Source organism: Brevundimonas basaltis (assembly GCF_014202075.1).
In the GTDB taxonomy this organism is placed as follows: Bacteria; Pseudomonadota; Alphaproteobacteria; order Caulobacterales; family Caulobacteraceae; genus Brevundimonas; species Brevundimonas basaltis.
On sequence record NZ_JACHFZ010000001.1, the window covers coordinates 114,981 to 141,372 of the forward strand.

The following is a 26,392-nucleotide window of genomic DNA, read 5'->3' on the forward strand; positions in this document are numbered from 1 at the left end:
TCGCCGCTGGAGCAGGAGGCGGACATGAGTGGAGCGGGGCTGACGGGGCGTCAGAAGAAGTGGTTCGCCACGGTCGAGGCCAATTTCGAGAAGCAGACGGGCCGGCCGGTGGCCGTCTGGGTCGACATCCTGAAGGGCTGTCCGGAAACCCGGCCGAAGGCGCAGGCGGCGTGGCTCAAGGCGACTCATGGCATCGGGGCCAACCACGCGGCCTATATTCTGAGCGCCGCGCGCCCGACCACGGAGCCGGGCTGGGACGACGCCGAGGCTCTTCGCGCCGCTCTGTGGGCCGATCCTCGGTCGCTGGCGATCCTTGAGGCGATCGAGCGCGCGGCCGTGGGCGTGGACGGCATCGTTTGCGGCCAGAGGAAGGGCTACACCGCGTTCAGCCGCACAGTGCAATTCGCGGCGGCGCGTCCGCTCAAGGGCGGGCGGGCGCTGCTGGGTTTGAAGCTGGAACCCGCAGCATCGGCGCGGCTGACGTCGTCGGCGCGCCGGGAAAGCTGGTCCGAGCGGCTGACGGCGGTGATCGAACTGGACGGGCCCGGCGCGGTCGACGCCGAAATCGGCCGCCTGTTCGCACAGGCGGCCGGGAACGGTTAGCGGCGGCGGCCGAGGCCGCTGAGCAGCACGGCCAGGCCGGCCACGATGCCGGTGGTCAACAGCGGCTTCCGGCGCGCGAAGTCGAGGCCCTGACGGGCCTTGCCCTGATATTGGGCCGGAGCCTTTTCGACGAGGCCGTCGAGGCCGTCGATGACCCGGCCGTAGGCGTCGAGCGCCTTGCCCTTCACCTCGTTCATCTTGCCCTCGAGCTGAAGCTTCGTGTCGCCGGTCATGCGGCCGAGGCCGTTCTGGACCTGGCCTTCGGTCTGGGCGGCGGCGCCTTCGATGCGTTGATCGGTCATGGGGAGCTCCTTCGATGCGGATGGGGAGGGTTGTCGGGTTAGCGCATGGCCGGGGCGGGAGTTCCGGGCCTGTGACAGCGGCGCGCGGATAGTTTTACCCGGGGAGTATCGTCTGCGAGTTTTACCCGGGTAAAACCCGGCGAACATGGTCCGGGGAGTCTACAGAGTCCAAGGGGTTTCACCCGGGTAGAACCCGCACAACTGAGTCCACTGGGTCCACCTGAGTCCCGCATGTCCGCCTCCGATCTCGCAGGCGGGAGTCTGGAGGTCATCCACGTCAAACACGGTCGTATCCCCGCCGCCCGGAGCTGGATTCATGTCCATTCCTTCCGACCTGCCTGTTGTGGCCTTCGTCGGCGTTGACCGCATCGTCGCACCCGCCCCGCTTCTCCGGGCCCTGCCGGTCCTCCACGCCGCCGCCGCGGCGGCCGAAGCTGGGCGTCACGGCGAAGGAGGTGACCCTGCTGCCGCGCCACTGGGGCTGGCTGTCGGCCCAGCCGAGCGGTGCCTCGGTGGCGCTGCGCAAGCAGATCGAGGCGCAGATGTAGGTCAGCGAGGTGCCGGAGCTGGCGCGGCGGGCGAAGGAGCGGGTCCACCGGTTCATGACCGCCATGGCCGGGGATCTGCCGAACTATGAGGAGGCGACGCGGATGCTGTTCGCCGGCGACTGGACGGCGTTCGATGCAGCGGTAGAGAGCTGGCCGGAGGGGTGCGGAAGACGGCGCAGGCGATGGCCGAAGGGGCGCGACGGAATGGGGCGGGATGGGTTTTGTTCCACTGGCGTGCGGGGGCGCCACAGGATCGCTCTGACAACCCGCGCCGGCCGTTGGTAAATCTGCCGGTCGGGAGTTCGGGCGCGATCGTCCCGTCGCTCGCAGCCAGTAGAGCGGTGCGGCTTTTCCGCCCGCCCTGCCAGATGGCCGAAGCCGCCCGCCGCAGGTTTGCCGTCAAGCTTGCACCGTGTTCATTTGACCGGGGCCGTCCGGCTTGGGATCGATGCCGAAAAGGCGGAGAAACTTCCTTGTTCAAGCGAGCAATTTTCCTCGGCGCGCTGTGCGCCGCCGGGATGGCGGCGGCCCCGGTCAGCGCCTCGCCGGCGACCGGATTCCTGTCGGCTGTGCGCGAGGCCCTCGCGGGCGGCTACTATCCGAAGCCGGGCGTCGACGTCGGGGTCATCATGGACCGCGCCCGCGAGGACCTGGACCGCGAATGCGCCGCGCTGGCCGGGGACTGTCCGCTCGAGACGGGGGTCGAGGCCGCGCGCCGCGCCGTGGCCGCCCTTGACGATACCCACACCCGGATCGACCGGGCACCGCCGCCGTTGCTGGGAGCCCAGGCGCACCGGGGCCCGACCGCGGCGAGCACGCCGCTGGGCTGGATGGTCCGGGCGGTGCGCGGCAGCGACCGCCTCTATGTCGCCTGGGTCGACCCCGACGGCCCCGCCGCCCGCGCCGGGGTGCAGCGCTATGACCTGATCCTCGCCGCCCCGGACATGAGCGCGGCCCGGCTGGGCGCCTTCGACGGGCCGGCGACCGTGACCCTGTCGCGCGGGGGCCGGACGTTCGAGGTGACGCTGAACCCCGACAGCGGGCGCCGCGGACCGTTGCCGCGGCTGGACCGCGTCGGCGAGGTGGCGGTGCTGCAGGTGCCGACGGGGGCCGGTAACGGCGTGGCCCAGGCGGCGCATGACCTGCTGGCCGGGGCAATCGACGCGGGGGTTACCGGCGTGGTGCTCGACCTGCGCGACAACGGCGGCGGCGGCATCGAATGCGCCGCCATGGCCTCGGCCTTCCTCGACTATGAGGTGGTCATGACCGACGGCGCCGGTGACCGGCGGGTCCTGACCATCACCCCCGGTGCGGTGCGCATCGCCGAGGGCGGGGGGGATGAAACCCTGAGCCTCGACCGGTCGGTGCGCTGGACCGGGCCGCTGGCCGTCCTGGTCAATCGCAACACCGGCAGCTGCGCCGAGGCAGTGGCCATCCAAGCCAGCCTGGCCGGTCGCGCCGCGGTCATCGGCGAGGACAGCGTCGGGGTCGGCAACAACGTCATCCGGCCCGTGCCCCTGCCGGACGGCTGGCGACTGCTGATGACGACAGCCTACAATTCGACCCCGGACGGCGAACTTCTGCCGCCGCGACCGCCGCTGGACCTTGAAGTGACGGACGATCCTGTCGCGATCAGCGCCACGGGCCGCGACGCCGTGTTGGAAGCGGCGGTGGCTTGGTTAGGCTAGGCCGCCTAACCCACCTTCACCCGCGTCGCCGCCTCCGGCAGGTCCTCCCCGAACGCCCGCTGGTAGAACTCCGCAATCGTCGGCCGCTCCAGTTCGTCGCATTTGTTGAGGAAGGTCAGGCGGAAGGCGAGGCCGACGTCGCCTTCGAAAATGATGGCGTTCTGGGCCCAGGTGATCACCGTGCGGGGGCTCATGACGGTGGAAATGTCGCCGTTCATGAAGGCGTTGCGGGTCATGTCGGCGACGCGGACCATGGCGGCGATGCGGCGTTTGCCCTCGGCGTCGTTCCACTCGGGCACCTTGGCGGCGACGATCTCGCCCTCGACGTCATGGTCGAGGTAGTTGAGCGTGGTGACGATGCTCCAGCGGTCCATCTGGCCCTGATTGATCTGCTGGGTGCCGTGGTAAAGGCCGGAGGTGTCGCCGAGGCCGATGGTGTTGGTGGTGGCGAACAGGCGGAAGAATCTGTTCGGGCGGATGACGCGGTTCTGGTCCAGCAGGGTCAGACGGCCCTGGGCCTCGAGCACGCGCTGGATGACGAACATCACGTCGGGGCGGCCGGCGTCGTATTCGTCGAACACCAGGGCGATCGGGCGCTGGATGGCCCAGGGCAGCATGCCCTCGCGGAACTCGGTGACCTGTTTGCCGTCCTTGAGAACGATGGCGTCCTTGCCGACCAGGTCGATGCGGCTGACGTGGGCGTCGAGATTGACGCGGACCATCGGCCAGTTGAGGCGGGCGGCGACCTGTTCGATGTGGGTCGACTTGCCGGTGCCGTGATAGCCCTGGACCATGACGCGGCGGTCGAAGGCGAAGCCGGCGCAGATGGCCAGCGTCGTCTGCGGGTCGAAACGGTAGGCCTCGTCGATGTCCGGCACATGGCTGTCGCGCTCGGAGAAGACCGGCACGGTCATGTCCGAGTCGATCCCGAACACTTCGCGGACGGTGGCGCGGCGGTGCGGCTCCATGGTCAGGAGGGCGTCGGGGGAGGCGTCGAGCGGGGAGGTCATGCCGGAGCGATTACCGCACCGTCACCGGGTGGTCGAGACCCATGCCGACCTTGATCAGGCGGTTGATGACGAAGGGGAGGCGGGCGATCAGCGGAAGGGCCAGACGGCGCAGCAGATCCGAACGGCGGGACGTGTCGCGGATCGCCGAGGTCACGGCCCGGACCCGGTCGACGACGGCGCCGTCCACCGCCTGACGCAGGCGGCCGTAGTCGTAAAGGCGGGCGCGGTCGCCGTCGAGGAAGTCCGCGGCGCAGGCGGCGAAGACGTAGGCGTCCTCGATGCCCAGATTCATGCCCCGCGCGCCGAACGGGGAATGGATATGGGCCGCGTCTCCGGCGAGACAGACCCGGCCGACGGTCATGGCCTCGACCATCCGGTGCGAAATGCGGAAGTTCGAGCTCCAGTGGACGGTTCCGGCGCTCCAGCCGGCGGGCAGACTGTCCAGCAGCGGCGGCCCCGGACCGATCAGACGAAAGGTCCGGCCCGAGAAGGGCAGGCAGACGAACGGGCCGGCGGCGCGCAGATCGATCCACGCCTCGTCGGCGGCGGGGCCGGTCAGGTCGACGTCCATCAGCCGCCACGGCTCCTCCCAGGCGTCTCCCGGGAAATCGAGACCGAGCGCCTTGCGGGCAGTTGAATGGGCGCCGTCCGCGGCGAGCAGCACCGGGATCTCAAGGGTCGAGCCATCGGTCAGGCGAGCGGTAACGCTGTCTGCGGATTGCGTCAGGCCAGCGAGGCCCAGGCCGCGTTCCGGCGTCACGCCGAGGGCCGCGAGCGCGCCGGCCAACAGCGCCTCGGTGCGGGCCTGGGGCAGGATGACCATGCGGTGGTCGACGCCGAGAGCGGCCCAGTCGATCGTCAGGCTCGCCAGGGCGCGGCCGCGGCGATGGATGCGCAGGGCGCGAACGCCCTGGGCCTCGGCCTCGATCCGGGCGGTGACGCCGGTGTCCTCCAGAAGGTCGAGGGTGCGCGGATTGACCCCGAGAGCCTTCGAGGTCCGGCCCGGTTCGGCGGCGATGTCGACGATCCGCACCGGCACGCCGCGCCGGGTCAGGAACAGGGCCGCGGCCAGTCCCGTGGGGCCGGCGCCGGCGATCAGGACCTGGGGCGGGCCGGGCATGGAGCGACGCTAGGCCGCGTCTGACGTGAGGTCCACCGTGGCGAGCGGACGCGGAAGCCCGCCCGTCAGGCCGCCAGTCCGGCTTTCTTCAGCGTCTTGTAGGCCTTGATGACGTTCTGCAGCTTGGCCTCGGCGCCGCGGTCGCCCTTGTTCAGGTCCGGGTGGAAGCGTTTCAGCAGCTCGTGATAGCGGGCCTTGACGGCCTTCTTGTCGCTGCGGGCGTCGAGGTCCAGGTCGGCCAGGGCCGCCCGCTCCAGCCGACCGAGGCGCAGTTCATCCTCGCCGGCCGGCCCCGCCTGCTCGCGGGTGCGGCGGCCGAACAGGCCAAAGCTGTCGCGCCAACTGCCCGCGCCTTCGGTGTTGGCCGTGCCGAATTTGGAGGCGAAGGCGGCCGCCTCGCGGGTGAATTTGCCGGCCTTCATCTCCCAGGTCGGGCGGCCGCCGGTCATGGCCTCATTCTCCTGGGCGGCGCGAACCTCGCCCTCGCTCATGCCGGCGTAGAAATTCCAGCCCTTGTTGTACTCGCCGGCGTGGCGTTGGCAGAAGTCGTAGAAATCGTTGAGGCGCTCACGCGACTTGGGGGCGCGGGCCGTGGCGGCCTGGCGGCAGTCGGGCCACTGGCACGGCTTCTCGCCCGGCTTGAGGTGCAGGACGTCGGCTTCCGCCGCCTCCTCCTCGGGCCGGGGCGGCTTGATCCGCATGTCTTTGAAGCGCGGCTTGTATTGAAAGGCAGATGACATCGCACGAAGTGTAGGGCCGAATTGGTCGCCAACAAGGACAAGCCCATGCCGGAAGGCCCGATCGCGACGATTATTCGCAAAAAACTGACGTCGGGGCTGTCGCCGGTCCGGCTGGAGATCGAAGACGATAGCGGGCGACACGCCGGCCACCACCATGAAGGCGGCATGGACGGGAAGGCCGGGGGCGAGAGCCACTTCAATGTGACGGTGGTCTCGACGGCGTTCGAGGGGCAGGGGCGGGTTCAGCGTCAGCGGGCGGTCAACGACCTGCTGCGAGAGGAGCTGGCGGGTCCGGTGCACGCCCTGTCGATCCGGGCGCTGACCCCGGACGAGGCCGCGTCGGTCGCATCCGCTCCTGCCCGAACGCCGTGATTGCAGATTCGTCGGCGTTCACTTCGTCTTAGAATCTTGGCCATAGCGTTCGGCCCGGGATGTTTGGGAGGGGGCGGAATGGTCGAGTCCGACGGGATCAGCAAGCCGGCGAACGGCGAACCCGGTTCCGGTGAGGCCGCCCAGGCGCTGCGCGCCATCCTGCAGACCCAGTATCTGCGCTATCTGATCATCTCCAGCTGGGCCGTCGGCCTGCTGGCCGTGGTCGGTCCGATCGCCGCGGCGCTCTGGTTTCTCGGGACGATCGCTGCCGGCACTCTCCGCGGCGCGATGGAGAAGCGCATCAGCGAACGCGTCGGGGCGGGCTGGGGCCTGATCTTCCCGGCCGTGGCCACTGCGACCACCGCCGCCTGGGCGACCGCGCCGCTGATGGCGTGGTTTTCCGGCCACCCGTTCGGCCAGCCCCTGGCCATGACCCTGCTCGTCTCCGGCTATGTGCTGGTGTTCGCACAGCTGAGAAGCTCGCCGAAACAGGCGGTGGTGATTTCGTCGCCCTACAGCGCTGCCGCCGCCGTGATCGCGGCCTCCCTTTGGGGCACCGACCTGTTCTGGGCCTTCATGGGCGTGGTGCCGTTCACCGGCGCCGGTCTGGTCGTGCTGGTCCTGATGACCATGCTGCGCGAAGAACGCATCCGTGCTTTCCAGGAGCACCAGGCGCACCTGATCGAGGAACTGGAAAGCGCCCGCGACCGTGCCAATGCGGCCAGCGAGGCCAAATCCAGCTTCCTGGGCGTTATTTCGCATGAACTGCGGACGCCGATGAACGGCGTACTCGGGGCGGCCCAGTTGCTCGGCGCGACCCGGCTGGAGCCGACGCAGCGCGAATATCTGTCGATCATTCGCAACTCGGGCGACAATCTGCTGAGTCTGCTCAACGACATCCTCGACATGACTAAGATCGAGGCCGGCAAGATGACCTTCGAGATGGTCGACGTCTCCATGTCCGACCTGCACAAGCGCATCACCGGACCGTTCCAGGCCCAGGCGGAGGCCAAGGGCCTGACTTTTTCGGCCCGCTTCGAGGGCGACGCCCCCGCCGTGGTCCGCGGAGACCCGCTGAGGGTCTGCCAGGTGATCCACAACCTGCTCTCCAACGCCGTGAAATTCACCGACGCGGGGGAGGTGGTCTATACGGTGCGCTCGGAACGCATGGGCGACAACCAGGTCAGGTTCGCCTTTTCGGTCAAGGACTCCGGGGCCGGCATTTCGCCGGAGGATCTGGAGCGGCTGTTCCAGCCCTTCACCCAGGTCGACGCTTCCTCGACGCGCCGCTTCGGCGGCACCGGTCTGGGCCTGACCATCTCGCAGCGCATGGCCAACATCATGGGCGGCGACATCACCGTGGAATCGACGGTGGGCGAGGGCTCGACCTTCACCTTCACGGTCGAGACCGAGGTCGTCGAATGGACCCGGCAGGAGGCCGCCGCGCCGATCGCGGCTGAGGTCCAGGACGGGCGGTCGCTGAATGTACTGGTTGTCGAGGACCACCCGGTCAACCGGATGATCCTGGAAGCCTGGATGAGCTCCGCCGGCCATACCTCCTCGACGGCCGAGAACGGCCAGATCGCGCTCGAGATGACAGCGGGCCAGCGTTTCGACCTGATCATCATGGATGTGAACATGCCGGTCATGGACGGGCTGACCGCCACGCGCGGCATCCGGGCCGGGGGCGGAATCAACGCCGAGACGCCGATCGTCGTGCTTTCGGCCTCAGCGCGGACAGAGGACCACGAGGCCGGGCTGGAGGCGGGCGCCGACGCCTATCTGAACAAGCCGATCGACTTCGCCGCCCTGGCGGCGGTGATGAACCAGGTCGGCGCCGGCCGGGCTGGACTGCGCGCGCTGACCGCCCTGGGCGAGAAAGCCCGGGCGGCCTGAACGGTCGTCGAACGGGCGCAATCGGCGCCGCCCATCTGAACCGGCTATGAGCGTCGCGGTTCAGGCGGCTCTGTTCAACCAAAACAGGCCGACGCCACAGCCGAAACGCCCCGAATGGAGACTTCCGGGGCGTTTTCGCGTTTGGAGACGGAATGCGCGCCTTCGCCGAACTGCTGGATCGCCTGTCTCTGACCGCGTCGCGCAATGCGAAGCTGGTTTTACTGAGGGACTATCTGCGCAGCACGCCCGACCCTGACCGGGGCTGGGCCTTGGCGTCGTTAACGGGCGAGCTGACCTTCGCCGCGGCCAAGCCGGCCATGATACGCAAGGCGGTGGAGGGCCGGGTCGACGCCGTGCTGTTCGGCTGGTCGTACGACTACGTCGGCGATCTGGCCGAGACGGTCGCCCTGATCTGGCCGCGCGATCCCGATCACCGCCCCAACCGGGAACCCGAGCTGGGAGAGGTGGTCGAGGCGCTGCGCACCGCCGGTCGCGGCGAGGTGGCGGGGTTGCTCGAGGGCTGGCTCGACGCGCTGGAGCCCAAGGGCCGGTGGGCCCTGCTCAAGCTGATGACCGGAGGGCTGCGCGTCGGACTGTCCGCACGGCTGGCCAAGACAGCGGCCGCCATGGTGCGGCCCGCGACCGTCAGCGAACCGCCCGACCCGGATGGCGGCGAGGCGGCGGTCGCGCTCGAGCCTGTCGAGGTGTCGGAGATCGAGGAGATCTGGCACGCTCTAGAGCCGCCCTATGGCGACCTGTTTGCCTGGCTCGAGGGGCATGGCGACCGGCCGGACGCCGAGGCCCCGGGCCGGTTCAGGCCTGTGATGCTGGCGACGGCGATCGACGAGGCGGCGGATTTCGCGAAGCTCGACCCGGCCGACTACGCCGCCGAGTGGAAATGGGACGGCATCCGGGTGCAGGCGGTGCGCGAGAGCGGGGTCGCCCGGCTTTATTCCCGAACCGGGGATGAGATCTCCGGCGCCTTCGCCGATATCATGGCCGGGCTGGCATTCGAGGGGGCGGTGGACGGCGAGCTGGTCGTCTGGCGCGACGGCGCCGTCGCGCCGTTCGGCGATCTGCAGCAACGGCTCAACCGCAAGACCGTCGATGCGAAGATGATGGCGGCGTATCCGGCCGTCATTGTCGCCTACGACCTGCTGTCTGAGAACGGCGAGGACTTGCGAGGCCTGCCGCTGCGGCAGCGGCGGGCGCGACTTGAGGCGGTGGTCGCGGACCATGGCGGCGACCGGCTGCATCTGTCGCCGGTCGTGCCCTATGCCGACTGGGACGAACTGGCCGCCCTCCGCGCCGATCCGCCGGTCGGGGCGGCGGCCGAGGGGTTGATGCTGAAGCGATGGGACAGTCCCTATGTCGCGGGCCGACCCAAGGGCCCGTGGTTCAAGTGGAAGCGCGACCCGCACGTCATTGACGCGGTGCTGATGTACGCCCAGCGCGGGCACGGCAAGCGGTCCAGCTTCTATTCCGACTACACCTTCGGGGTGTGGACGCGGGACGGTGCGCTCACGCCGGTGGGCAAGGCCTATTTCGGCTTCACCGACGAGGAGTTGAAACAGCTCGACAAATTCGTGCGGGAGCACACCGTCGAGCGCTTCGGGCCGGTGCGGTCGGTGCGGGCCGAACGTGACTTTGGTCTGGTGCTCGAGATCGCCTTCGAGGGACTGAATCGGTCGACGCGGCACAAGTCGGGCGTGGCCATGCGTTTCCCGCGCGTCAGCCGCATCCGCTGGGACAAGCCGGCGCGCGAGGCCAACACGCTGGACGATGTGATGGATCTGCTCGACGCGCTGGAAAGCGGTGGCGGACGGATCGGGACGGCGCAGGGCTGAAGAATTGGAGCGGCGGGGTTTAAAATCCGGGCGGGGACGTTAGACCCGGCTGATGACCTCGCTCCCGACCTCCTTCAACGACGCCGTGGCCGCCGGGCAGAAGGCGGTGACAGTCGACGCGGCCATGCTGGCGAAGCTGACCGATCTGGCCGGCGACCTGGCGGTCAACCTGGTCATCGCCTCCATCATCCTCGCGGCCACGGTCATTGGGGCGCGTTGGGCGGCCCGGCTGACCCGGCGCGTCCTGCTGCGGGCGCAGGCCTTCCGCCACGACCAGACTATCCTGAGCTTTGCCGTGCAGGTGGTCCGGGTGTTGGTCTACATCCTTGGTTTCATCGCCATCCTGCAACGGCTGGGGGTGCAGACCACATCGATCATCGCGGTGCTGGGCGCGGCGTCGCTGGCCGTGGGTCTGGCGCTGCAGGGGACGCTGTCGAATGTGGCGGCGGGGGTGTTGCTGCTGGTGTTGCGGCCCTACAAGGTCGGGGACGTGATCGACATCGGCGGGGCCGTCGGCACCGTGCAGCGGCTGGACCTGTTCACGACGCAGATGTCGAACGCCAACAACCACAAGATCGTAGTCCCCAATTCGCAGGTGCTGGGCGATGTGATCCTGAACCTGTCGGGCCAGACGACGCGGCGGATCGAGATTAATTTCACCGTCGGCTACGGCGAGGATCTGAACGCGGCGCGAGCGGTACTGGTCGGCGTAGCGGCGGCCCATGAGAAGGTGCTGGCGGATCCGCCGCCCTGGACGGGCGTCACCGGCCTGCTCGACAGCGCCGTGGAGATCCGGCTGCAGGCGTGGGTGGAGTCCGGCGACTGGTGGCAGACCCAGGCCGATCTGATGCAGGGCGGCAAGGAGGCCATCGACGCCGCCGGCATCGAAATTCCGTTCCCGCACCAGGTCGAGGTTCCGGCCAAGGGGACCGCCTTCGCCCGCGTCGTCGCGGCGCCCCCGGCCGAGGCAGAGGGAGACTGACGGGTGCGTTACGACTTCGGATCCGACAATACGGCGGGCATGGCGCCGGCCGCCCTGCAGGCGCTGGTCGAAGCCAATGAGGGCTATGCCCGGGCCTACGGGGCGGACCACGTCAGCGCCCGCGCCGCCGACCTGATCCGCCAGCGGCTGGATGCGGACGCCGAGATCCGTTTCGTCTTCTCCGGGACCGCGGCCAACGCTATCGCCCTGTCTATGCTGGCTTGGCCGCATGAGGCGGTGCTGGCCCACCATGCCGCCCATATCTGCACCGACGAAACCGGCGCGCCTGGCTTCTTCGGTTCGGGCGTCGGCCTGATCGGCCTGCCGGGCTTCTCGGGCAAGATCGATCCGCTGGCGTTGACCGCCGCGCTCGACGAGCCCGAGGTTGGCCATCGGCAGCCGCCAGCGGCGCTTAGCCTGACCCAGTCGACCGAATACGGCACGGTCTACAGCGAGGAGGAACTGCGTCACCTGATCGAGCCGGCGAAGCTGAAGGGTTGCGGCGTGCACATGGACGGGGCGCGGCTGGCCAATGCGGCGGCGGCGGGCTTCGACCTGACGCAGATCGCCCGGCTGGGCGTGAACGTCTTGGTGTTCGGCGGGGCCAAGGCGGGCGCGAACTGCACCGAAGCCATCGTCATGTTCGACAAGTCGCTGGCCCGGCGCGTCGACAACCGGCTGAAGCAGGCCGGGCAAACCGCCTCGAAGGCCCGGTATCTGGCCGCGCCGTTCCTCGGCCTGCTGGAAAGCAAGGCGTGGGAGCAGGGGGCCGCCCACGCCAACCAGATGGCGCTGCGGCTGGCCGAAGGGTTCGCGCTCGGCTCACCCTTCGTGCTGGCGCATCCGGTCGAGGCCAACGCCGTCTTCGTGCGAATGCCGCCCGAGGCGCACCGCCGGCTGAACGACCTCGGCTGGGCCTGCTACCGCTTCGACGACGGTTCGGTCCGGTTCGTCTGCTCGTGGGCCACGGCCGACGCGGCCGTGGACGAATTGCTGGAGGCCGTGCGCGGTCTTTGAGGCTCAGTCCGCCCCGCGCGGCATATCCATGGCTTCCGCCAACCGGTTGCGGGCGCGGTTGACGCGGCTCTTGATCGTCCCGAGCGCGCACCCGGCGATCTCGGCCGCCTCCTCGTAGGACAGGCCGGCGGCGCCGACCATGATGATGGCCTCGCGGTGTTCGGGCGACAGGTCGTCGAGGGCGAGCTTCAGGGCTCTCAGCTCGACCGACCACTCCTGGCTGGCTTCGGCCGTCATTCGGGCGGCGTGATGGCCGTCCTCGTCGGCGACCTCGCGGAGGCGCTTGACCACCGCTGAATACCAGGAATTCCTCAGGATAGTGAACAGCCAGGCCCTCAGATTGGTGCCAGGCTCGAACCGCTCGCGATAAGTCCAGGCCTTCGTCAGGGTCTCCTGCACCAGATCGTCGGCGTCGGCCGCGTTGCGGGACAGGGACCAGGCGAAAGCCCTCAGGGAGGGTATGAGGGCCGTGACGACCTCGCGCCACCCGGTTCGGTCGACGATGCCGTCACGCGCGCCTTCCGCGGCGGAACCACTCTCCTCGGATGGCGTGCTGGGCAGCGTCATGCGGACCCGCTCTCGACGAAATGTCACCGTAAATCAGGGACGTGGGGATTGAACGTCAGCTCTCCGGGAGCGTTCCGCTGGACAACGGCTGCATGCGCATGGAACAAAACAGGACCGTGAAGGTTGTCCCGGACCGCGGCAGTCAACGAGCAGGGGCCTACGCATGACTGTATCCACCAGAGCCTCGACGGCCCCCGGCGCGATGCTTGAGGAGTTCCGGCGGGTCCGTTGCGCGCTGCCGGCACTCGCCCGCGGACTGAGCGCGGAAGACCTGGCGGCCCAGCCGATGACCGACTGCAGCCCCGGCAAGTGGCACCTGGCTCATACCAGCTGGTTCTTCGAGGCGATGATCCTGGCGACCGAGCCGGGCTACGAGCCCGTCGATCCCCGTTTCCAGACCCTGTTCAACAGCTACTACGAAGCTCTGGGCGAGCGGGTGGAGCGCGGCGAGCGGGGGCTGATGACTCGCCCGTCGCTGGACGAGGTGCTGGACTACCGGCGCGAGGTGGACCGGCGGATGGAGGCGTGGCTCGAGGCAGGCGCGCCGGAGGGGCAGCCCGCCTATCTGTTCACCCTCGGCCTGCACCACGACCAGCAGCATCAGGAGCTGTTCCTGATGGACCTTCTGAACCTGATGGCGCGTTCACCCTTGGACCCGGCCGCCTATGACGAGGAACCGCGGTGGGCGCCGGCGCAGGAGGCGCGGGGCGGCATGACCCGGTTCGAGGGCGGGTTGGCCCGGATCGGCCATGACGGCGGCGGCTTCGCCTTCGACAATGAGAGACCGGTTCATCGCCAATGGCTGGAGCCCTACGGTCTTGATCACGACCTGGTCAGCAACGGCGACTGGCTGGGCTTCATGGAGGACGGCGGCTACGCCCGGCCGGAGCTGTGGTTGTCCGACGGCTGGGCGGTGGTCCAGTCAGAGGGCTGGACCGCGCCGCTGTATTGGTGCCGTGATGATGCCGGCTTGACGACGATGACGCTGGCGGGCCGCCGGGCGGTCGATCCCGCGGCGCCGGTGCGGCACGTCAGCTTCTACGAGGCGGACGCCTATGCCCGGTGGGCCGGCCGCCGGCTCCCGACCGAAGGCGAGTGGGAGCATGCGGTGCGTTGTCGCCCCGAGGTGTTTTCCAACGCTTTTGGGGAGCTCTGGCAGTGGACGTCGAGCGCCTACACCCCATATCGCGGGTTCAGGCCAACCGAAGGGACCGCGTCTGAGTACAACGGCAAGTTCATGGCCAATCAGATGGTGCTGCGCGGGTCCTCCTGGGCGACGCCGGAAGGGCATGGGCGGGTCAGTTACCGGAACTTCTTCTATCCACAGCAAAGGTGGGCGTTCATGGGAGTGAGACTGGCGAGGGACCTTCCCGCCCCCGAGGCGCGCGCCATGGGGGAGGCGGAGACCGCCCGTTTCCGCCGCGACCTGCTGAATGGCCTCGGTCGTTCGCCCAAGGTGGCCTCGCCGAAATGGTTTTACGACGCTGAAGGCTCCCGCCTGTTCGAAGAGATCACCCGATTGCCGGAATACTATCCGACCCGGCAGGAGGCGGCCTTGCTGCGCGAGATCGCTCCGGCGTGGGCGGCGCGGTTCGGCCCCGGGGCGGCTTTGGTCGAGTTCGGCTCGGGCGCCAGCGAGAAGACCCGGATCGTGCTGGACGCGGCGCCCGACCTGGCCGCCTATGTCCCGATCGACATCAGCGCGGACGCCCTCAGCGCGGCGGCCCGCAGCATCGACAAGAGCTATCCCGGCCTGAAGGTGGCGCCGCTGGTCGGCGACTTCCTGCATCTGGCGGCCCTGCCCGAGGGGATCGGAAGCGGGCGCCGGGTCGGCTTCTTCCCCGGCTCGACCATCGGCAATCTGGAGCCGGCCGAGGCCGTCGCCTTCCTGACCGCGGCCCGGCGGCAACTGGGCGAGGGCGCGCTGTTCATTCTCGGCGTCGATCTGGTCAAGGATCCGGAGACGCTGGTCGCCGCCTATGACGACGCGGCCGGGGTGACGGCGGCGTTCAACCGCAATCTGCTGGTGCGCGCCAACCGCGAGCTGAAGGCGGGCTTCGATGTCGACGGCTTCGCGCACCGCGCGGTCTGGAACCCCGACGCTTCGCGCATGGAGATGCATCTCGAGGCGACGCGGGACATGGAGGTCCGGATCGACGGCCGCGCCATCGCCTTTCATAAGGGCGAGACGATCCACACCGAGAGTTCGCGCAAGTTCACCGAGGCTTCGGTCCGCGAGCTTGCGGCGGCGTCGGGCTGGACGGTGGCGGCGTTCGAGGCCGGCCCCGCGCCGTCCGTGGCGCTGGTGCTGCTGGAATCCTGACACGGAAAAGGCGGCGCTCAGGGAGCGCCGCCTTGCCGGATCCATACAGTGCGCGGCTTCTATTCGGCGGGACCGGGCTCCTTGGTGCGCGAGCCGTGCGAGGCTTCGCCGCCCTTGCGTCCCGCCTGCGCGGCCAGGCTGCGGTCCTGCGAGAAGCTGCGCTTTTCGCTGGGGACGCTGGCGCCGCCCTTGCGCGCGATCTCGCGCTGTCGCTCCGGATCCATCGAGGCGAAGCCCCGCTTGGAAACACCAGAGGCTCGGGTGGGCTGACCTAAAGCCATTGCAGTTGTCCTTTCACGCGACGGTCGAGGTTGGTGGATGAACCCCCCCGGCGTCGTCCGGTTCCGGGTCGCCCCTCACAGAAACGCGAGCGAATCAGGGGGGTTGTCACGGACCAGGCACCTTGTGGCCGTAGGGACGGGAGTCGCCCTCGTCGCCTCCGCCGGGCTCGATCGGGGGAATTTCGTCTGGTGCTCCGGCCGGGTCGATGTCGGGACCGGGCGTGCGGGGTGGCGTGATGTCGGGCTGGGGCGTGCCGGGCGGGGTCGGTTCGATATAGGTCATGGCGAGCTCCTCACCGGTCTGAACGCGGCGGCGGGGGCGGCGTTCAATCACGATATCGGCGGCCCGGAACCGGGGCGGGGCGGGCGGATTGAACAGCCGAACCCCTCACAGGAGCCCCGTCATGAGCGAGACCTACACCGGCCCCACCCGGCCCGAAGACATCGATGAGCCTGTCGAACTGGAATCGACCCGGCTGGAGCGCGAGGCCGACGCCATCCTGCTGGAAGGTGAGGCCCGCACCTTCGGGCCGCGACCGATCCACGAGGCGGTCCGGGAGGATGCCGAAGCGGCCCGCGTCTGGGGCCGGACCCGCGCCGACCGGCTGCGGCGGGCTGTCGAGGACGAGCCGATGAAGGCGACCCTCTACGCCCTCGGCCTCGGGGTGGTCATCGGCATGCTGGCCGCCCGCTAGGAAGGGCCGGACGCCGGGCGCGGGATCGGCGCCCGGCTCATCGCCTGGTCGGAGACGAACGGATTGCTGCGGCGCTCGGCGCCGAAGGTCGAACTCGGCCCGTGCCCCGGGACGAAGGTTACGTCGTCGCCGAGCGGCCACAGCTTGGTGGCGATGGCGTTGAGCAGGCTGGCGTAATCGCTGCGCGGGAAGTCGGTCCGTCCGATCGAGCCCTGGAACAGCACGTCGCCGACCTGGGCGAAACGGGCCGCGCGATTGAAGAAGATCACATGGCCGGGGGTGTGGCCGGGGCAGTGGTAGACCTCCCACGCCGTCTCGCCGAGGGTCACCGTGTCGCCGTCCGCCAGCCAGCGAGTGGGGGTGAAGCTGCGCGCCTCCGGCAGGCCGTACATCTGTCCCTGAGCGGGGATGCCGTCGATCCAGAACTGGTCGTCCGGGTGCGGGCCGATGATGTCGAGCCCGGTCTTCTCCTGCATCTCGGCCGCCCCGCCGGCGTGGTCGAGGTGGCCGTGGGTGATCCAGATGGCGTCCAGCGTCAGTCCCTGCTTCGCTACAGCGCCGAGCAGGGCATCGACGGCAGCGCCAGGGTCGATGATCGCGGCCTTAAGCGTCCTGCGGCACCAGACGAGGGTGCAATTCTGCTGTAGCGGGGTGACCGGGAAGACGGCGACGCCGATCGGGGGAGGTGAGGCCTGATCCATGACGGCTGGATAGCGCCTAAGACCGCGCTCCGAAACCCGAGGCGGTCGGGTTCACGTTGACCTTTCGGGCCGTCATCGACATAAGGGCGGGCTTCAAAGGCGCCGCCTCACAAGGGCGGCCCTTGTTGCTTTACCCACACCGCGCAGCGCCTGACTCAATGGCGCCGCCCCAGAGCGTCAGAATCCCGACCATGCAAGTCGTCGAAAAGTCCAACGAAGGCCTCAGCCGCGTGATCGCGGTGACCATCCCCGTCGCGGAGCTGAACCAGAAGCTGGACGCCAAGCTGAAGGAAGTCGCGCCGCAGATGAAGCTGAAGGGCTTCCGGCCCGGCAAGGTCCCGACCTCGCACGTCAAGAAGACCTTCGGCCGCGACCTGATGGGCGAGATCGTCAACGAGGCGCTGAACAGCTCGAGCCAGAAGGCGCTCGACGACGCCAAGCTGCGTCCGGCCGCCCCGGCCGAGATGAAGCTGACCTCCGACATGGACAAGGTCATCAAGGGCGAGGACGACCTGGCCTATGAGATGTCGCTTGAGGTGATGCCGGAATTCACCCCGGTCGACATCAAGACGCTGAAGCTGAAGCGTCCGACCTACGAGGCCACCGACGCCGACCTCGACGAGGCCCTCACCGAGCTGGCCGGCCAGGCCAAGTCGTACGAGGACAAGAAGGGCAAGACCGTCAAGGCCGCCGAGGGCGACGAGGTCACCATCGACTTCCTGGGCAAGCTGGACGGCGAGCCCTTCGAGGGCGGCGCCGCCGAGGACGCCCAGCTGGTGATCGGCTCGGGCCGCTTCATCCCGGGCTTCGAGGAACAGCTGAAGGGCGCCAAGGTCGGCGAGGAGAAGGTCCTCAACGTGACCTTCCCCGAGGACTATCAGGCCAAACACCTGGCCGGTAAGGCCGTGACCTTCGACGTCACCGTCAAGGCCATCAAGGCCGAGGCCCCCGCCGTCGTCGACGAGGATTTCGCCAAGCGCATCGGCCTAGAGTCGCTGGACAAGCTCAAGGAGCTGCTGCGCGACAATCTGAACCAGCAGTATAAGGGCGCGGCCCGCTTCAAGCTGAAGCGCGCCCTGCTCGACGAGCTGGACAAGGCCCACGACTTCCCGCTGCCGCCCAAGATGGTCGACGCCGAGTTCGACGGCATCTGGGGCCAGGTCCAGGCCGACAAGGAAGCCGGCAACCTGCCGGAGGAGGACGCCAAGAAGTCCGAGAAGAAGCTCAAGGAAGAGTACCGCAAGATCGCCGAGCGCCGCGTGCGCCTCGGTCTGGTGCTGGCCGAGATCGGCCGCGCCAACAACGTCCAGGTCTCGGATCAGGAGCTGAACAACGCCATCATGGCCGAGGCTCGCAACTATCCGGGTCAGGAGCGTCAGGTGCTGGACTTCTATCGCCAGAACCCCAACGCCGCGGCCCAGATGCGCGCGCCGATCTACGAGGAGAAGGTCTGCGACCTGATCTTCGACCAGGCCAAGGTGACCGACAGCAAGATCAGCAAGGAAGAGCTGCTCAAGGAAGACGACGACCTGTAGGCGAAGGCGCAGAGCCGGAACGCCGCCAATCCCCGCTTCGGTCGCCGAAGCGGGGATTTGCTTTATTGGCCCGCCTTGCATCATCGGCCGGACGACGCGATATCCTGTCGAACAGGCGCGCGACCGGTGAGTCGCGGCTGCAGCATCCCGAGAAGGCCTGAATGCGCGATCCGATCGAACTGATGAACATGAACCTCGTCCCCATGGTGGTGGAGCAATCCAGCCGGGGCGAGCGGGCTTTCGACATCTTCTCGCGCCTGCTGCGCGAGCGGATCATCTTCCTCACCGGGCCCTTCGAGGACGGTATGGCGTCGCTGATCTGCGCCCAGCTGCTGTTCCTCGAGTCGGAGAACCCGAAGAAGGAAATCAGCATGTACATCAACAGTCCGGGCGGACAGGTGTCCTCGGCGCTGGCGATCTACGACACCATGCAATACATCCGCTCGCCGGTGTCGACGGTGTGCATGGGCATGGCCGCCTCGGCCGGCTCGCTGATCCTGACGGCCGGAGCCGCGGGCCAGCGCGTGGCCCTGCCGAACGCCCGGGTCATGGTGCACCAGCCCTCGGGCGGCTTCCGCGGCCAGGCCTCGGACATCGAACTGCACGCCGCCGACATCCGCTACACCAAGCGGCGGCTAAACGAGATCTACGTCCAGCACACCGGCCGGACCTATGAGGAGGTCGAGAAGACCCTCGACCGCGATCATTTCATGAGCGCCACGGAGGCCAAGGACTGGGGCATCGTCGACCACGTCTACGACCGCCGCGAACAGGCCGAGGACGACGGCGTCAAGACGCCGGGGTCCTGATCGGACTCCGGTTCATAGGTCGAGGGGAGGGCGCGCCGGGGACGACGCGCCTTTTTCTTTTGTGCTATCGCCCCGGCATGCAGACGCGTGACACCAAGGGGACCGTCGAGGTCGACGGCGACATCTATCACTGGGAGCTCCGGCGCCAGCCGCGGCCGACGACCGGCGGTCAGTGGGAGGGCGTCGCCGTGACGCTGCGGCTTCAGGACTTCAAGCGCGAGGCCATCGTGCAGTTTCCGCCCCCCGTGCGCCCCAACGGCCGGCCCGACGTCGAGAAGCAGTTCGTCAACACCGACCATGTGCGCAACGCCGTGGCGTCGGCCATCGAGGCTGGCTGGAACCCGACCTCGCGCGGCAAGGCCGTGGTCTTCGACGTGGATGCCGAGGGCCGCTGAGCCGGGTTCCGGTCGGCCGAGCCCGAGAGGTGACTCCTCGCGGAAAACGGGTGATAATGCCGCTCTGACATCCGGAGGCAGGCCGATGGTTCGGTGGCTGGGACTGATCTTCGTGCTGGTTCTCGCCGGCGCCGGGCCGGCAGGGGCGCAGACGCCGCCCGCGGAGCCGGACGATCAGGAGCCGCCGGTGAGCACGGTCGAAGACGTCATCGTGTCCGGCCGACCCTTGGAGGAGCGCGCCCGGATCTTCGTCGAGGAGGTAGCGCAGCCGGTGCGCAGCCGGGGGCTGGCACGCTGGGACGGGCCCGCCTGTTTCGGGGTGGTGAATTTCAGCGGCGACGCGGCGCGGCCCATCGCCGATCAGCTGGTGGTGCGGGCCGACGAACTGGGACTGCCGGTCGGCGAGCTGGATTGCGAGCCCAACGTCTTCATCATCGGCGCGGTCGACGCTCCCGCCGTTGCCAGGGCCTGGGTCGCCCGCAGCCCGGGCGCGTTCCAGCCGAATGTCTCCGGGACGAGGGGCGGCGCGGGCGCGCTGCGGACCTTTGTCTCGTCCGACGCCGCGGTCCGTTGGTGGCACATTAGCATTCCGATGCATTTCGATATCTTCTCGGGGGCGACACAGCCTGCGGTCCGGCTGCCCGGCCGGCCCCCGCCCGGTCTCCGGGTTTACGCCCGCTCCCAGCACGGATCGCGCATCCGCGACGACCTGTCGAAGGTGATGGTGCTGGTGGACATCGACAGGCTGGGCGAGGTCACCATCCCCCAGCTTTGCGATTACCTGTTGATGGTCGCCTACGCCCAGGTCGACCCCGAGGGCGACACGGCCGCGTACGAGACCGTGCTGAATCTGTTCGACGACCCGTCGGTCGCCGGACTGACCGAGTGGGATCGGTCGTATCTGGCCGCCCTTTACGAGGCGGACCCGGTCCGGCGTGTCGGTGTGGGGACCCAGGAGGACCGGCTCGTCGCCCAACTCGGCCGGGTCGCCGCTCCGGAATGAGGGCTCACCCCCAAGACGGCCGCTCCGTGAACACCCGGAACCCCGGTTCGTCCGCCATGGCCAGCATCTCGGTGTCGCCGGATGTGTCGCCATAAGCGGCGGCCAGCCGCATGTCCTCGCCATACACGGCGCGCAGACGGCGCACCTTCTCCTCGCCGCGACAGTTGGGGCTGGCGAAGGCGCCGGTGACGCGGTCGTCGCCGTCGAACACCAGCGGCGTGCCGAGCAGGGCCTCGGCTCCCAGCCGGCGGGCGAACGGGGCCACCGTCGTCTCCGGGCTGGCGGTCACGATCACCCGGTGCGCGCCTTTGTCGCCCCAGGCGTTCCAGCAGGCGAGGGCGTCCGGCCGCATGAACCTGTGCCAAATCCGGTCAGCGAAGCGTTCGGCGTCGCCCTCCAGCGTCGCGCGGTCCACGCCCCGCAGGAATTCCCGCACCGAGGCGGCCTTGATCCGTCCCCGGTCCCGGTCGCGGGCGTAGGTCGCCACCGCCGGGGCCATTTTGACGAGCCCCAGCGCCCATGCGCCCGGCCCGGCCCGCCCGCGCAGGAATTCGGTGAAACTGTCGCGGATCGTCAGGGTCCCGTCGAAGTCGAAGGCGACGATGGCCTGATCCTTGCGGGGCCGCTGGCGAAACGGAGTTGCGCTTCCCATGTCAGACATTCGCCGTGATCGCCATCAACAGTGAACCGTCCGCTTCCTGCTCCGGCCACGCTTGGCCGGGGTTGTGGCGGGCGCTTTGATGGGTGATTGTCATTTTTTGAAGACCTTTGCGCCCAATGTTTGGGAATCAACGCCAAGGAAGCGCGTTTCGCCTCATATCGGGGCCGATCGCGGGAGTGAGAAGGGTCGATGACCAAAGCCGCCGGCACAGACGCCAAAAGCACGCTGTACTGCTCTTTCTGCGGAAAGAGCCAGCATGAGGTGCGCAAGCTCATCGCCGGACCGACGGTGTTCATCTGCGACGAGTGCGTCGAACTCTGCATGGACATCATCCGTGAAGAGCACAAAATCTCGTTCTCCAAGGCCAAGGACGGCGTGCCGTCGCCGAAGGAGATTCGCGAGGTCCTCGACGACTATGTGATCGGCCAGGCCCACGCCAAGAAGGTGCTCTCGGTCGCGGTGCACAACCACTACAAGCGCCTGAACCACGCGACGAAGAACAACGACGTCGAACTGGCCAAGTCGAACATCATGCTGATCGGGCCGACCGGCTCCGGCAAGACGCTGCTGGCCCAGACGCTGGCGCGCATCATCGACGTGCCCTTCACCATGGCCGACGCCACCACCCTGACCGAAGCCGGTTATGTGGGCGAGGACGTCGAGAACATCATCCTCAAGCTGCTGCAGGCCTCGGACTACAACGTCGAGCGGGCCCAGCGCGGCATCGTCTACATCGACGAGATCGACAAGATTTCGCGCAAGTCGGACAACCCCTCGATCACCCGCGACGTCTCGGGCGAGGGCGTGCAGCAGGCCCTGCTGAAAATCATGGAAGGCACCGTCGCCTCCGTGCCCCCGCAGGGCGGTCGCAAGCACCCCCAGCAGGAGTTCCTGCAGGTCGACACCGCCAACATCCTGTTCATCGTCGGCGGCGCCTTCGCCGGCCTCGAGAAGGTCATCTCGGCGCGCGGCGACGGGGCCTCGATCGGCTTCGGGGCCAAGGTCAAGGAGATCGACGAGCGCCGCACCGGCGACATCCTCAAGGGCGTCGAGCCGGACGATCTGATGCGCTTCGGCCTGATCCCCGAATTCATCGGCCGTCTGCCCGTGCTGGCGACGCTGGAGGACCTGGACGAGGAAGCCCTGGTCACCATCCTGACCGAGCCCAAGAATGCCCTGGTCAAGCAGTACAAGCGGCTGTTCGAGATGGAGAATGTCGACCTGACGTTCACCGACGACGCCCTGACGGCGGTGGCCAAGAAGGCCATTACCCGCAAGACTGGCGCCCGCGGCCTGCGCTCGATCCTTGAGGGCATCCTGCTGGAGACGATGTTCGAACTGCCCACTTTTGAGGGCGTCGAGGAGGTCGTGGTCAACGCCGAGGTGATCGAGGGCAAGGCCCAGCCGCTGCTGATCTATTCGGAGAGCAAAGGCAAAAAGTCGGCGACGCCCGACAGCGCCGCCTGACGATCCCGGGAACACATGGAGGGCGGAGTCGGTGAAGGCTCCGCCCTTCTACTTGTCCGGCTCCAGCGGCGGGTGGCCTGATGCGTCTACGCCACAGGGCTGAACAGTCGGGATTCCGATCTCCGCGCCCCATGGCGCACGTTCGTTTCGGTCTCCGGCTTCCGGGCGGTTTTCCTAAGCAGCTTGGCTGGCTGTGGATGGAACGGGCGACCCCACGCCGGTCACGCTTGAACCCTGTGCGATCCAAACCACATACTCACGACAAGGCCGCCGAATGGCGGGCCGAGTCGAAACGGCGGGGCCGGTCGCCCCGCACGCCGGCCCGGCGGGCTTGAGATCAACGAGGGCCCCGGGAAGTACGCATCATGTCCGAGACCAAAACCCTGCCCGTCCTGCCGCTGAGAGACATCGTGGTCTTTCCGCACATGGTCGTGCCGCTGTTCGTGGGCCGCGAGAAGTCCGTCAAGGCGCTCGACGAGATCATGAAGGGCGAGAAGCAGATTCTGCTCGCCACCCAGAAGAACAGCGTCGACGACGACCCGCAGGCCGACGCCATCTACCCGATCGGGGTGCTGGCGACTGTGTTGCAACTGCTGAAACTGCCGGACGGCACCGTCAAGGTGCTGGTCGAGGGCAAGAGCCGCGCGCACCTGACCCGCTTCACGGACCGGACCGACTATTTCGAGGCCGAGGCGGTCGAGATCGCCGACGATCCGGGTGAGCCGTCGCAGTCGGAAGCCCTGCTGCGCGCCGTGATCGAGCAGTTCGAAAATTATGTGAAGCTGAACAAGAAGGTGCCGCCCGAGGCCCTCAGCTCGATCCCGCAGATCACCGACCCGTCCAAGCTGGCCGACTCCGTCGCCGCCCATCTGTCGGTCAAGATCGCCGACAAGCAGGGCCTGCTGGAAACCGTCTCCGTGCCGTCGCGGCTGGAGAAGGTCTACGGCCTGATGGAGGGCGAGATCTCGGTCCTGCAGGTCGAGAAGAAGATCCGCTCGCGCGTCAAGCGCCAGATGGAGAAGACCCAGCGGGAGTACTATCTCAACGAGCAGATGAAGGCGATCCAGCGCGAGCTGGGCGAGACCGACGACGCCCGTGACGAGATCATGGAGCTGGAGAAGCGCATCCGTAAGACCCGCCTCTCCAGGGAAGCCCGCACCAAGGCCGAGGCCGAGGTCAAGAAGCTGCGCAACATGAGCCCGATGTCGGCCGAGTCGACGGTGGTGCGGAACTACCTCGACTGGCTGCTGTCGATTCCGTGGGGCAAGGCCAAGTCGAAGCCGATCGACCTGAACAAGGCCGAGGCGATCCTTGAGGAGGACCACTACGGCCTCGAGAAGGTCAAGGAACGGATTATCGAGTATCTGGCCGTCCAGGCGCGGACCAACAGCCTGAAGGGTCCGATCCTGTGCCTCGTCGGACCTCCGGGCGTCGGCAAGACCTCGCTGGCCAGATCGATCGCCAAGGCCACCGGCCGGGAATACATCCGCATGTCGCTGGGCGGCGTGCGCGACGAGGCCGAGATTCGCGGCCACCGCCGGACCTACATCGGCTCCATGCCGGGCAAGATCATCCAGTCGATGAAGAAGGTGAAGACCACCAACGCCTTCATCCTGCTGGACGAGATCGACAAGCTGGGCGCCGACTGGCGCGGCGACCCGTCCTCGGCCCTGCTTGAGGTGCTGGACCCGGCCCAGAACAATGCGTTCGGCGACCACTATCTGGAGGTCGATTACGACCTGTCGAACGTCATGTTCGTGACCACGGCCAACAGCCTGAACATGCCGCAGCCGCTGATGGACCGGATGGAGATCATCCGGGTGTCGGGCTACACCGAGGACGAGAAGGTCGAGATCGCCAAGCGTCACGTCCTGCCCAAGGTGACCACCGACAACGGCCTGAAGCCGGCCGAGTTCGTGGTGCCGGACGAGACCATCCGCGACCTGATCCGCTACTACACCCGCGAGGCCGGCGTGCGCTCGCTGGAGCGGGCGCTGGGCGGTCTGGCCCGCAAGGCGGTGCGCGAGATGGCGCGCGAGAAGCTGCTGTCGATCACCGTCGATGAGGCCAAGCTGGCCGAATACGCCGGCGTGCGGAAATACCGCTACGGCGAGACGGACGAGGAGGATCAGGTCGGCATCGTCACGGGTCTGGCCTGGACCGAGTTCGGCGGCGACATCCTGACCATCGAGGCGATCAAGATGCCGGGCCGTGGCCGCATGACCGTGACCGGCAACCTCAAGGAGGTGATGAAGGAGTCGATCTCCGCCGCCGCCTCCTATGTGCGGGCCCGGTCGCTGAGCATCGGCGTCAAGCCGCCGGCCTTCGAGAAGACCGACATCCACGTGCACGTGCCCGACGGCGCGACGCCCAAGGACGGGCCCTCGGCCGGCGTGGCCATGACGGTCGCCATGGTCTCGGTCCTGACCGGCATCCCGATCCGCAAGGACATCGCCATGACCGGCGAGATCACCCTGCGCGGCCGGGTCACCGCCATCGGCGGCCTGAAGGAGAAGCTGCTGGCGGCGCTGCGCGCCGGCATCAAGACGGTGCTGATCCCCGAGGAGAACGAGAAGGACCTCGCCGACGTGCCCGACAATGTGAAGGGCGCGCTGGAGATCGTTCCGATCAAGACCGCCGACGAGGCCTTGAAGTGGGCCCTGACCGGCGCTCCGACCCCGGTGGAATGGGACGAGGCCGCCGAGCCTCTGCCCGCGCCGCCCCCGGTGCAGGACCCCGGCACGGTCGTCGCCACCCACTAACGAAAAGAACCCCGCCCGAAGCGATCCGGGCGGGGTTTTCTATCTGTGGTGAGTGGGTGCGGACCGATACATTCCGGGCAAGACACCCGTTACAATCGGCCCACTACATCGTCGACAGGAACGACGACATCCGCGACATGGTCGACATGGCCGACATCCCCGACACCTACAGGCTGTCGACCATCACCAGTTCGGCGTCAGCCTTCGCCGTGATGGTGATCTCCGCCTCGTCCTTGATGGCCGCGCCGTCGCGGGCGTTCAGCGCCACGCCGTTGATCTCGACCGCGCCGACGGCGGGGACCAGATAGGCGCGGCGGCCCTCGGCCAGGCTGTAGGTCAGGCTCTCGCCGGCGTTCAGCGTGGCGCCCAGCACTTTCGCGTCGGCGTTGATGGTCAGGGCCTCCTCCGACGGATCGCCCGAGGCCAGCACGGAGAACCGGCCGGTGCGATCGCTCTTCGGGAACTCACGCTGGCCCCAGCCCGGCGTGGCGCCCGGCTTGTCGGTCTCGATCCAGATCTGGAACAGGGTGGTGGTCTCGTCCTCGAGGTTGAACTCGGCGTGGCGCACGCCCGTGCCGGCGCTCATCACCTGCACGTCGCCGGCCCCGGTGCGGCCCCGGTTGCCCATCGAGTCCTCGTGGGTGATGGCCCCGGTGCGGACATAGGTGATGATCTCCATGTCGGCGTGGGGGTGGGGCGGAAAGCCGGACTTGGCGGCGATCTCGTCGTCGTTCCAGACGCGCAGCCGGCCCCAGCTCATCCGGCTCGGGTCGTAGTAGTCGGCGAAGGAGAAATGGTGTTTGGCGTTCAGCCAGCCGTGGTTCGCGCCGCCGAGGCTGGAGAAGGGACGGACGTCGATCATGAGGGGTCTCCCGTGTGGGCGCGCAGCCTACGGCGCGCCGTTCGGGGTCTATATAGGTAACAGTGTCAGTGGCGGAAAGGGGCTCTAGGCACGCCTTCTGCAAGGCGTCGGAACGGGTGCGAGCATGAAGAGCGGACCCTTCCGCGCGGAAAGACGGTTCAACGCCACCGCATCCCCGACGCGGCAGTCGAGGCGAGTGGGGCTTT

Annotated in this window: 25 protein-coding genes and 1 pseudogene; 16 read left to right on the forward strand and 10 right to left on the reverse strand. The window is 68.2% G+C overall.

Annotated elements, in window-relative coordinates:
* Nucleotides 1-24 precede the first annotated feature (24 nt).
* Entirely contained in the window at nt 25-603 is a 579-nt protein-coding gene (locus HNQ67_RS00675) for a DUF4287 domain-containing protein (RefSeq protein ID WP_183251390.1), read from the forward strand.
* Here the strand turns inward: HNQ67_RS00675 and HNQ67_RS00680 are convergent.
* Complete coding sequence (locus HNQ67_RS00680) at nt 600-905, reverse strand: CsbD family protein (protein ID WP_183251392.1); 306 nt, start codon at nt 903-905, stop codon at nt 600-602. The genes HNQ67_RS00675 and HNQ67_RS00680 overlap by 4 nt on opposite strands.
* A 455-nt stretch (nt 906-1,360) precedes the next feature.
* On the opposite strand from HNQ67_RS00680, the pseudogene HNQ67_RS00685 reads away from it, so the two are divergent.
* Nucleotides 1,361-1,738: pseudogene (locus HNQ67_RS00685) on the forward strand (DUF2239 family protein).
* Nucleotides 1,739-1,926: 188 nt separating this feature from the next.
* Nucleotides 1,927-3,141, forward strand: coding sequence for a S41 family peptidase (locus HNQ67_RS00690; protein ID WP_183251394.1), 1,215 nt, complete (start codon nt 1,927-1,929; stop codon nt 3,139-3,141).
* Nucleotides 3,142-3,146: 5 nt separating this feature from the next.
* Here the strand turns inward: HNQ67_RS00690 and cobS are convergent, their stop codons facing one another.
* From cobS to HNQ67_RS00705, 3 genes are all read right to left on the reverse strand, one after another.
* A complete protein-coding gene (cobS, locus tag HNQ67_RS00695; protein WP_183251396.1) occupies nt 3,147-4,151 on the reverse strand; it encodes a cobaltochelatase subunit CobS in 1,005 nt (334 codons plus the stop codon).
* Nucleotides 4,152-4,161: 10 nt separating this feature from the next.
* The gene (locus HNQ67_RS00700; protein ID WP_183251399.1) at nt 4,162-5,271 is read right to left on the reverse strand and encodes an FAD-dependent oxidoreductase; all 1,110 of its coding nucleotides are present in this window, start codon (nt 5,269-5,271) and stop codon (nt 4,162-4,164) included.
* Between the two features lie 65 nt (nt 5,272-5,336).
* A complete protein-coding gene (locus tag HNQ67_RS00705) occupies nt 5,337-6,011 on the reverse strand; it encodes a J domain-containing protein (protein ID WP_183251401.1) in 675 nt (224 codons plus the stop codon).
* Between the two features lie 45 nt (nt 6,012-6,056).
* On the opposite strand from HNQ67_RS00705, the gene HNQ67_RS00710 reads away from it, so the two are divergent.
* The 5 genes from HNQ67_RS00710 (at nt 6,057) to HNQ67_RS00730 (ending at nt 12,125) form a co-directional block, all read left to right on the forward strand.
* Complete coding sequence (locus HNQ67_RS00710; protein WP_183251403.1) at nt 6,057-6,383, forward strand: BolA family protein; 327 nt, start codon at nt 6,057-6,059, stop codon at nt 6,381-6,383.
* Between the two features lie 78 nt (nt 6,384-6,461).
* Nucleotides 6,462-8,279, forward strand: a complete 1,818-nt coding sequence (locus tag HNQ67_RS00715; protein WP_183251405.1) for an ATP-binding protein — start codon at nt 6,462-6,464, stop codon at nt 8,277-8,279.
* A gap of 152 nt (nt 8,280-8,431) precedes the next feature.
* A complete protein-coding gene (locus tag HNQ67_RS00720) occupies nt 8,432-10,126 on the forward strand; it encodes a cisplatin damage response ATP-dependent DNA ligase (protein ID WP_183251407.1) in 1,695 nt (564 codons plus the stop codon).
* Nucleotides 10,127-10,178: 52 nt separating this feature from the next.
* A complete protein-coding gene (locus tag HNQ67_RS00725) occupies nt 10,179-11,108 on the forward strand; it encodes a mechanosensitive ion channel family protein (protein WP_183251409.1) in 930 nt (309 codons plus the stop codon).
* Between the two features lie 3 nt (nt 11,109-11,111).
* Nucleotides 11,112-12,125, forward strand: coding sequence for a beta-eliminating lyase-related protein (locus HNQ67_RS00730; RefSeq protein WP_183251411.1), 1,014 nt, complete (start codon nt 11,112-11,114; stop codon nt 12,123-12,125).
* 3 nt (nt 12,126-12,128) lie between these two features.
* On the opposite strand, the gene HNQ67_RS00735 is transcribed toward HNQ67_RS00730, so the two are convergent.
* Nucleotides 12,129-12,692 carry a sigma-70 family RNA polymerase sigma factor gene (locus HNQ67_RS00735; RefSeq protein ID WP_183251413.1) on the reverse strand — a complete coding sequence of 188 codons (564 nt, stop codon included), beginning with the start codon at nt 12,690-12,692 and terminating at the stop codon, nt 12,129-12,131.
* Between the two features lie 163 nt (nt 12,693-12,855).
* On the opposite strand from HNQ67_RS00735, the gene egtB reads away from it, so the two are divergent.
* Entirely contained in the window at nt 12,856-15,015 is a 2,160-nt protein-coding gene (gene egtB, locus HNQ67_RS00740) for an ergothioneine biosynthesis protein EgtB (RefSeq protein ID WP_183251415.1), read from the forward strand.
* A gap of 59 nt (nt 15,016-15,074) precedes the next feature.
* On the opposite strand, the gene HNQ67_RS00745 is transcribed toward egtB, so the two are convergent.
* Both HNQ67_RS00745 and HNQ67_RS00750 read right to left on the reverse strand, forming a co-directional pair.
* A complete protein-coding gene (locus tag HNQ67_RS00745; protein WP_183251417.1) occupies nt 15,075-15,296 on the reverse strand; it encodes a con-10 family general stress protein in 222 nt (73 codons plus the stop codon).
* 106 nt (nt 15,297-15,402) lie between these two features.
* A complete protein-coding gene (locus HNQ67_RS00750; protein WP_183251419.1) occupies nt 15,403-15,579 on the reverse strand; it encodes a hypothetical protein in 177 nt (58 codons plus the stop codon).
* Between the two features lie 121 nt (nt 15,580-15,700).
* Between HNQ67_RS00750 and HNQ67_RS00755 the strand changes: the two genes are divergently transcribed.
* Nucleotides 15,701-15,991: an LbetaH domain-containing protein gene (locus tag HNQ67_RS00755; RefSeq protein WP_183251422.1), complete on the forward strand. Its 291-nt coding sequence runs from the start codon at nt 15,701-15,703 to the stop codon at nt 15,989-15,991.
* Here HNQ67_RS00755 and HNQ67_RS00760 read toward each other — a convergent pair.
* Nucleotides 15,988-16,692: an MBL fold metallo-hydrolase gene (locus tag HNQ67_RS00760; protein WP_221247683.1), complete on the reverse strand. Its 705-nt coding sequence runs from the start codon at nt 16,690-16,692 to the stop codon at nt 15,988-15,990. The two genes, HNQ67_RS00755 and HNQ67_RS00760, sit on opposite strands and share 4 nt — an antisense overlap.
* A gap of 191 nt (nt 16,693-16,883) precedes the next feature.
* On the opposite strand from HNQ67_RS00760, the gene tig reads away from it, so the two are divergent.
* The 4 genes from tig (at nt 16,884) to HNQ67_RS00780 (ending at nt 20,434) form a co-directional block, all read left to right on the forward strand.
* Nucleotides 16,884-18,227 carry a trigger factor gene (gene tig, locus HNQ67_RS00765; protein ID WP_183251424.1) on the forward strand — a complete coding sequence of 448 codons (1,344 nt, stop codon included), beginning with the start codon at nt 16,884-16,886 and terminating at the stop codon, nt 18,225-18,227.
* Nucleotides 18,228-18,388: 161 nt separating this feature from the next.
* Nucleotides 18,389-19,036 (forward strand): ATP-dependent Clp protease proteolytic subunit, encoded by a 648-nt coding sequence (locus tag HNQ67_RS00770; protein ID WP_183251426.1) that lies wholly within the window; start codon nt 18,389-18,391, stop codon nt 19,034-19,036.
* Nucleotides 19,037-19,113: 77 nt separating this feature from the next.
* Nucleotides 19,114-19,431 carry a hypothetical protein gene (locus HNQ67_RS00775; RefSeq protein WP_183251428.1) on the forward strand — a complete coding sequence of 106 codons (318 nt, stop codon included), beginning with the start codon at nt 19,114-19,116 and terminating at the stop codon, nt 19,429-19,431.
* Nucleotides 19,432-19,516: 85 nt separating this feature from the next.
* A complete protein-coding gene (locus HNQ67_RS00780) occupies nt 19,517-20,434 on the forward strand; it encodes a hypothetical protein (RefSeq protein ID WP_183251430.1) in 918 nt (305 codons plus the stop codon).
* Between the two features lie 4 nt (nt 20,435-20,438).
* On the opposite strand, the gene HNQ67_RS00785 is transcribed toward HNQ67_RS00780, so the two are convergent.
* Nucleotides 20,439-21,095, reverse strand: coding sequence for an HAD-IB family hydrolase (locus HNQ67_RS00785; protein ID WP_183251432.1), 657 nt, complete (start codon nt 21,093-21,095; stop codon nt 20,439-20,441).
* Between the two features lie 189 nt (nt 21,096-21,284).
* Here HNQ67_RS00785 and clpX point away from each other — a divergent pair, with 189 nt between their 5' ends.
* On the forward strand, nt 21,285-22,562 hold the full coding sequence (clpX, locus tag HNQ67_RS00790) for an ATP-dependent Clp protease ATP-binding subunit ClpX (protein ID WP_183251434.1): 1,278 nt from the start codon (nt 21,285-21,287) through the stop codon (nt 22,560-22,562).
* Nucleotides 22,563-22,927: 365 nt separating this feature from the next.
* Entirely contained in the window at nt 22,928-25,324 is a 2,397-nt protein-coding gene (gene lon / locus HNQ67_RS00795) for an endopeptidase La (RefSeq protein WP_183251436.1), read from the forward strand.
* A gap of 166 nt (nt 25,325-25,490) precedes the next feature.
* Here the strand turns inward: lon and HNQ67_RS00800 are convergent, their stop codons facing one another.
* Nucleotides 25,491-26,186 (reverse strand): pirin family protein, encoded by a 696-nt coding sequence (locus tag HNQ67_RS00800; protein ID WP_183251438.1) that lies wholly within the window; start codon nt 26,184-26,186, stop codon nt 25,491-25,493.
* Between the last annotated feature and the right edge of the window lie 206 nt (nt 26,187-26,392).

Excerpts from the sequence above, each read along its gene's own strand:
- HNQ67_RS00800 (WP_183251438.1), bottom strand. The coding sequence starts at position 26,186 with ATGATCGACGTCCGTCCCTTCTCCAGCCTCGGCGGCGCGAACCACGGC.
- HNQ67_RS00710 (WP_183251403.1), top strand. The coding sequence starts at position 6,057 with ATGCCGGAAGGCCCGATCGCGACGATTATTCGCAAAAAACTGACGTCG.
- lon (WP_183251436.1), top strand. The coding sequence starts at position 22,928 with ATGTCCGAGACCAAAACCCTGCCCGTCCTGCCGCTGAGAGACATCGTG.
- HNQ67_RS00770 (WP_183251426.1), top strand. The coding sequence starts at position 18,389 with ATGCGCGATCCGATCGAACTGATGAACATGAACCTCGTCCCCATGGTG.
- HNQ67_RS00735 (WP_183251413.1), bottom strand. The coding sequence starts at position 12,692 with ATGACGCTGCCCAGCACGCCATCCGAGGAGAGTGGTTCCGCCGCGGAA.
- HNQ67_RS00680 (WP_183251392.1), bottom strand. The coding sequence starts at position 905 with ATGACCGATCAACGCATCGAAGGCGCCGCCGCCCAGACCGAAGGCCAG.
- HNQ67_RS00775 (WP_183251428.1), top strand. The coding sequence starts at position 19,114 with ATGCAGACGCGTGACACCAAGGGGACCGTCGAGGTCGACGGCGACATC.
- HNQ67_RS00750 (WP_183251419.1), bottom strand. The coding sequence starts at position 15,579 with ATGACCTATATCGAACCGACCCCGCCCGGCACGCCCCAGCCCGACATC.
- HNQ67_RS00755 (WP_183251422.1), top strand. The coding sequence starts at position 15,701 with ATGAGCGAGACCTACACCGGCCCCACCCGGCCCGAAGACATCGATGAG.
- HNQ67_RS00700 (WP_183251399.1), bottom strand. The coding sequence starts at position 5,271 with ATGCCCGGCCCGCCCCAGGTCCTGATCGCCGGCGCCGGCCCCACGGGA.
- cobS (WP_183251396.1), bottom strand. The coding sequence starts at position 4,151 with ATGACCTCCCCGCTCGACGCCTCCCCCGACGCCCTCCTGACCATGGAG.
- HNQ67_RS00720 (WP_183251407.1), top strand. The coding sequence starts at position 8,432 with ATGCGCGCCTTCGCCGAACTGCTGGATCGCCTGTCTCTGACCGCGTCG.
- HNQ67_RS00705 (WP_183251401.1), bottom strand. The coding sequence starts at position 6,011 with ATGTCATCTGCCTTTCAATACAAGCCGCGCTTCAAAGACATGCGGATC.
- HNQ67_RS00715 (WP_183251405.1), top strand. The coding sequence starts at position 6,462 with ATGGTCGAGTCCGACGGGATCAGCAAGCCGGCGAACGGCGAACCCGGT.
- HNQ67_RS00780 (WP_183251430.1), top strand. The coding sequence starts at position 19,517 with ATGGTTCGGTGGCTGGGACTGATCTTCGTGCTGGTTCTCGCCGGCGCC.
- clpX (WP_183251434.1), top strand. The coding sequence starts at position 21,285 with ATGACCAAAGCCGCCGGCACAGACGCCAAAAGCACGCTGTACTGCTCT.
- tig (WP_183251424.1), top strand. The coding sequence starts at position 16,884 with ATGCAAGTCGTCGAAAAGTCCAACGAAGGCCTCAGCCGCGTGATCGCG.
- HNQ67_RS00725 (WP_183251409.1), top strand. The coding sequence starts at position 10,179 with ATGACCTCGCTCCCGACCTCCTTCAACGACGCCGTGGCCGCCGGGCAG.
- HNQ67_RS00675 (WP_183251390.1), top strand. The coding sequence starts at position 25 with ATGAGTGGAGCGGGGCTGACGGGGCGTCAGAAGAAGTGGTTCGCCACG.
- HNQ67_RS00785 (WP_183251432.1), bottom strand. The coding sequence starts at position 21,095 with ATGTCTGACATGGGAAGCGCAACTCCGTTTCGCCAGCGGCCCCGCAAG.
- HNQ67_RS00760 (WP_221247683.1), bottom strand. The coding sequence starts at position 16,692 with ATGGATCAGGCCTCACCTCCCCCGATCGGCGTCGCCGTCTTCCCGGTC.
- HNQ67_RS00745 (WP_183251417.1), bottom strand. The coding sequence starts at position 15,296 with ATGGCTTTAGGTCAGCCCACCCGAGCCTCTGGTGTTTCCAAGCGGGGC.
- egtB (WP_183251415.1), top strand. The coding sequence starts at position 12,856 with ATGACTGTATCCACCAGAGCCTCGACGGCCCCCGGCGCGATGCTTGAG.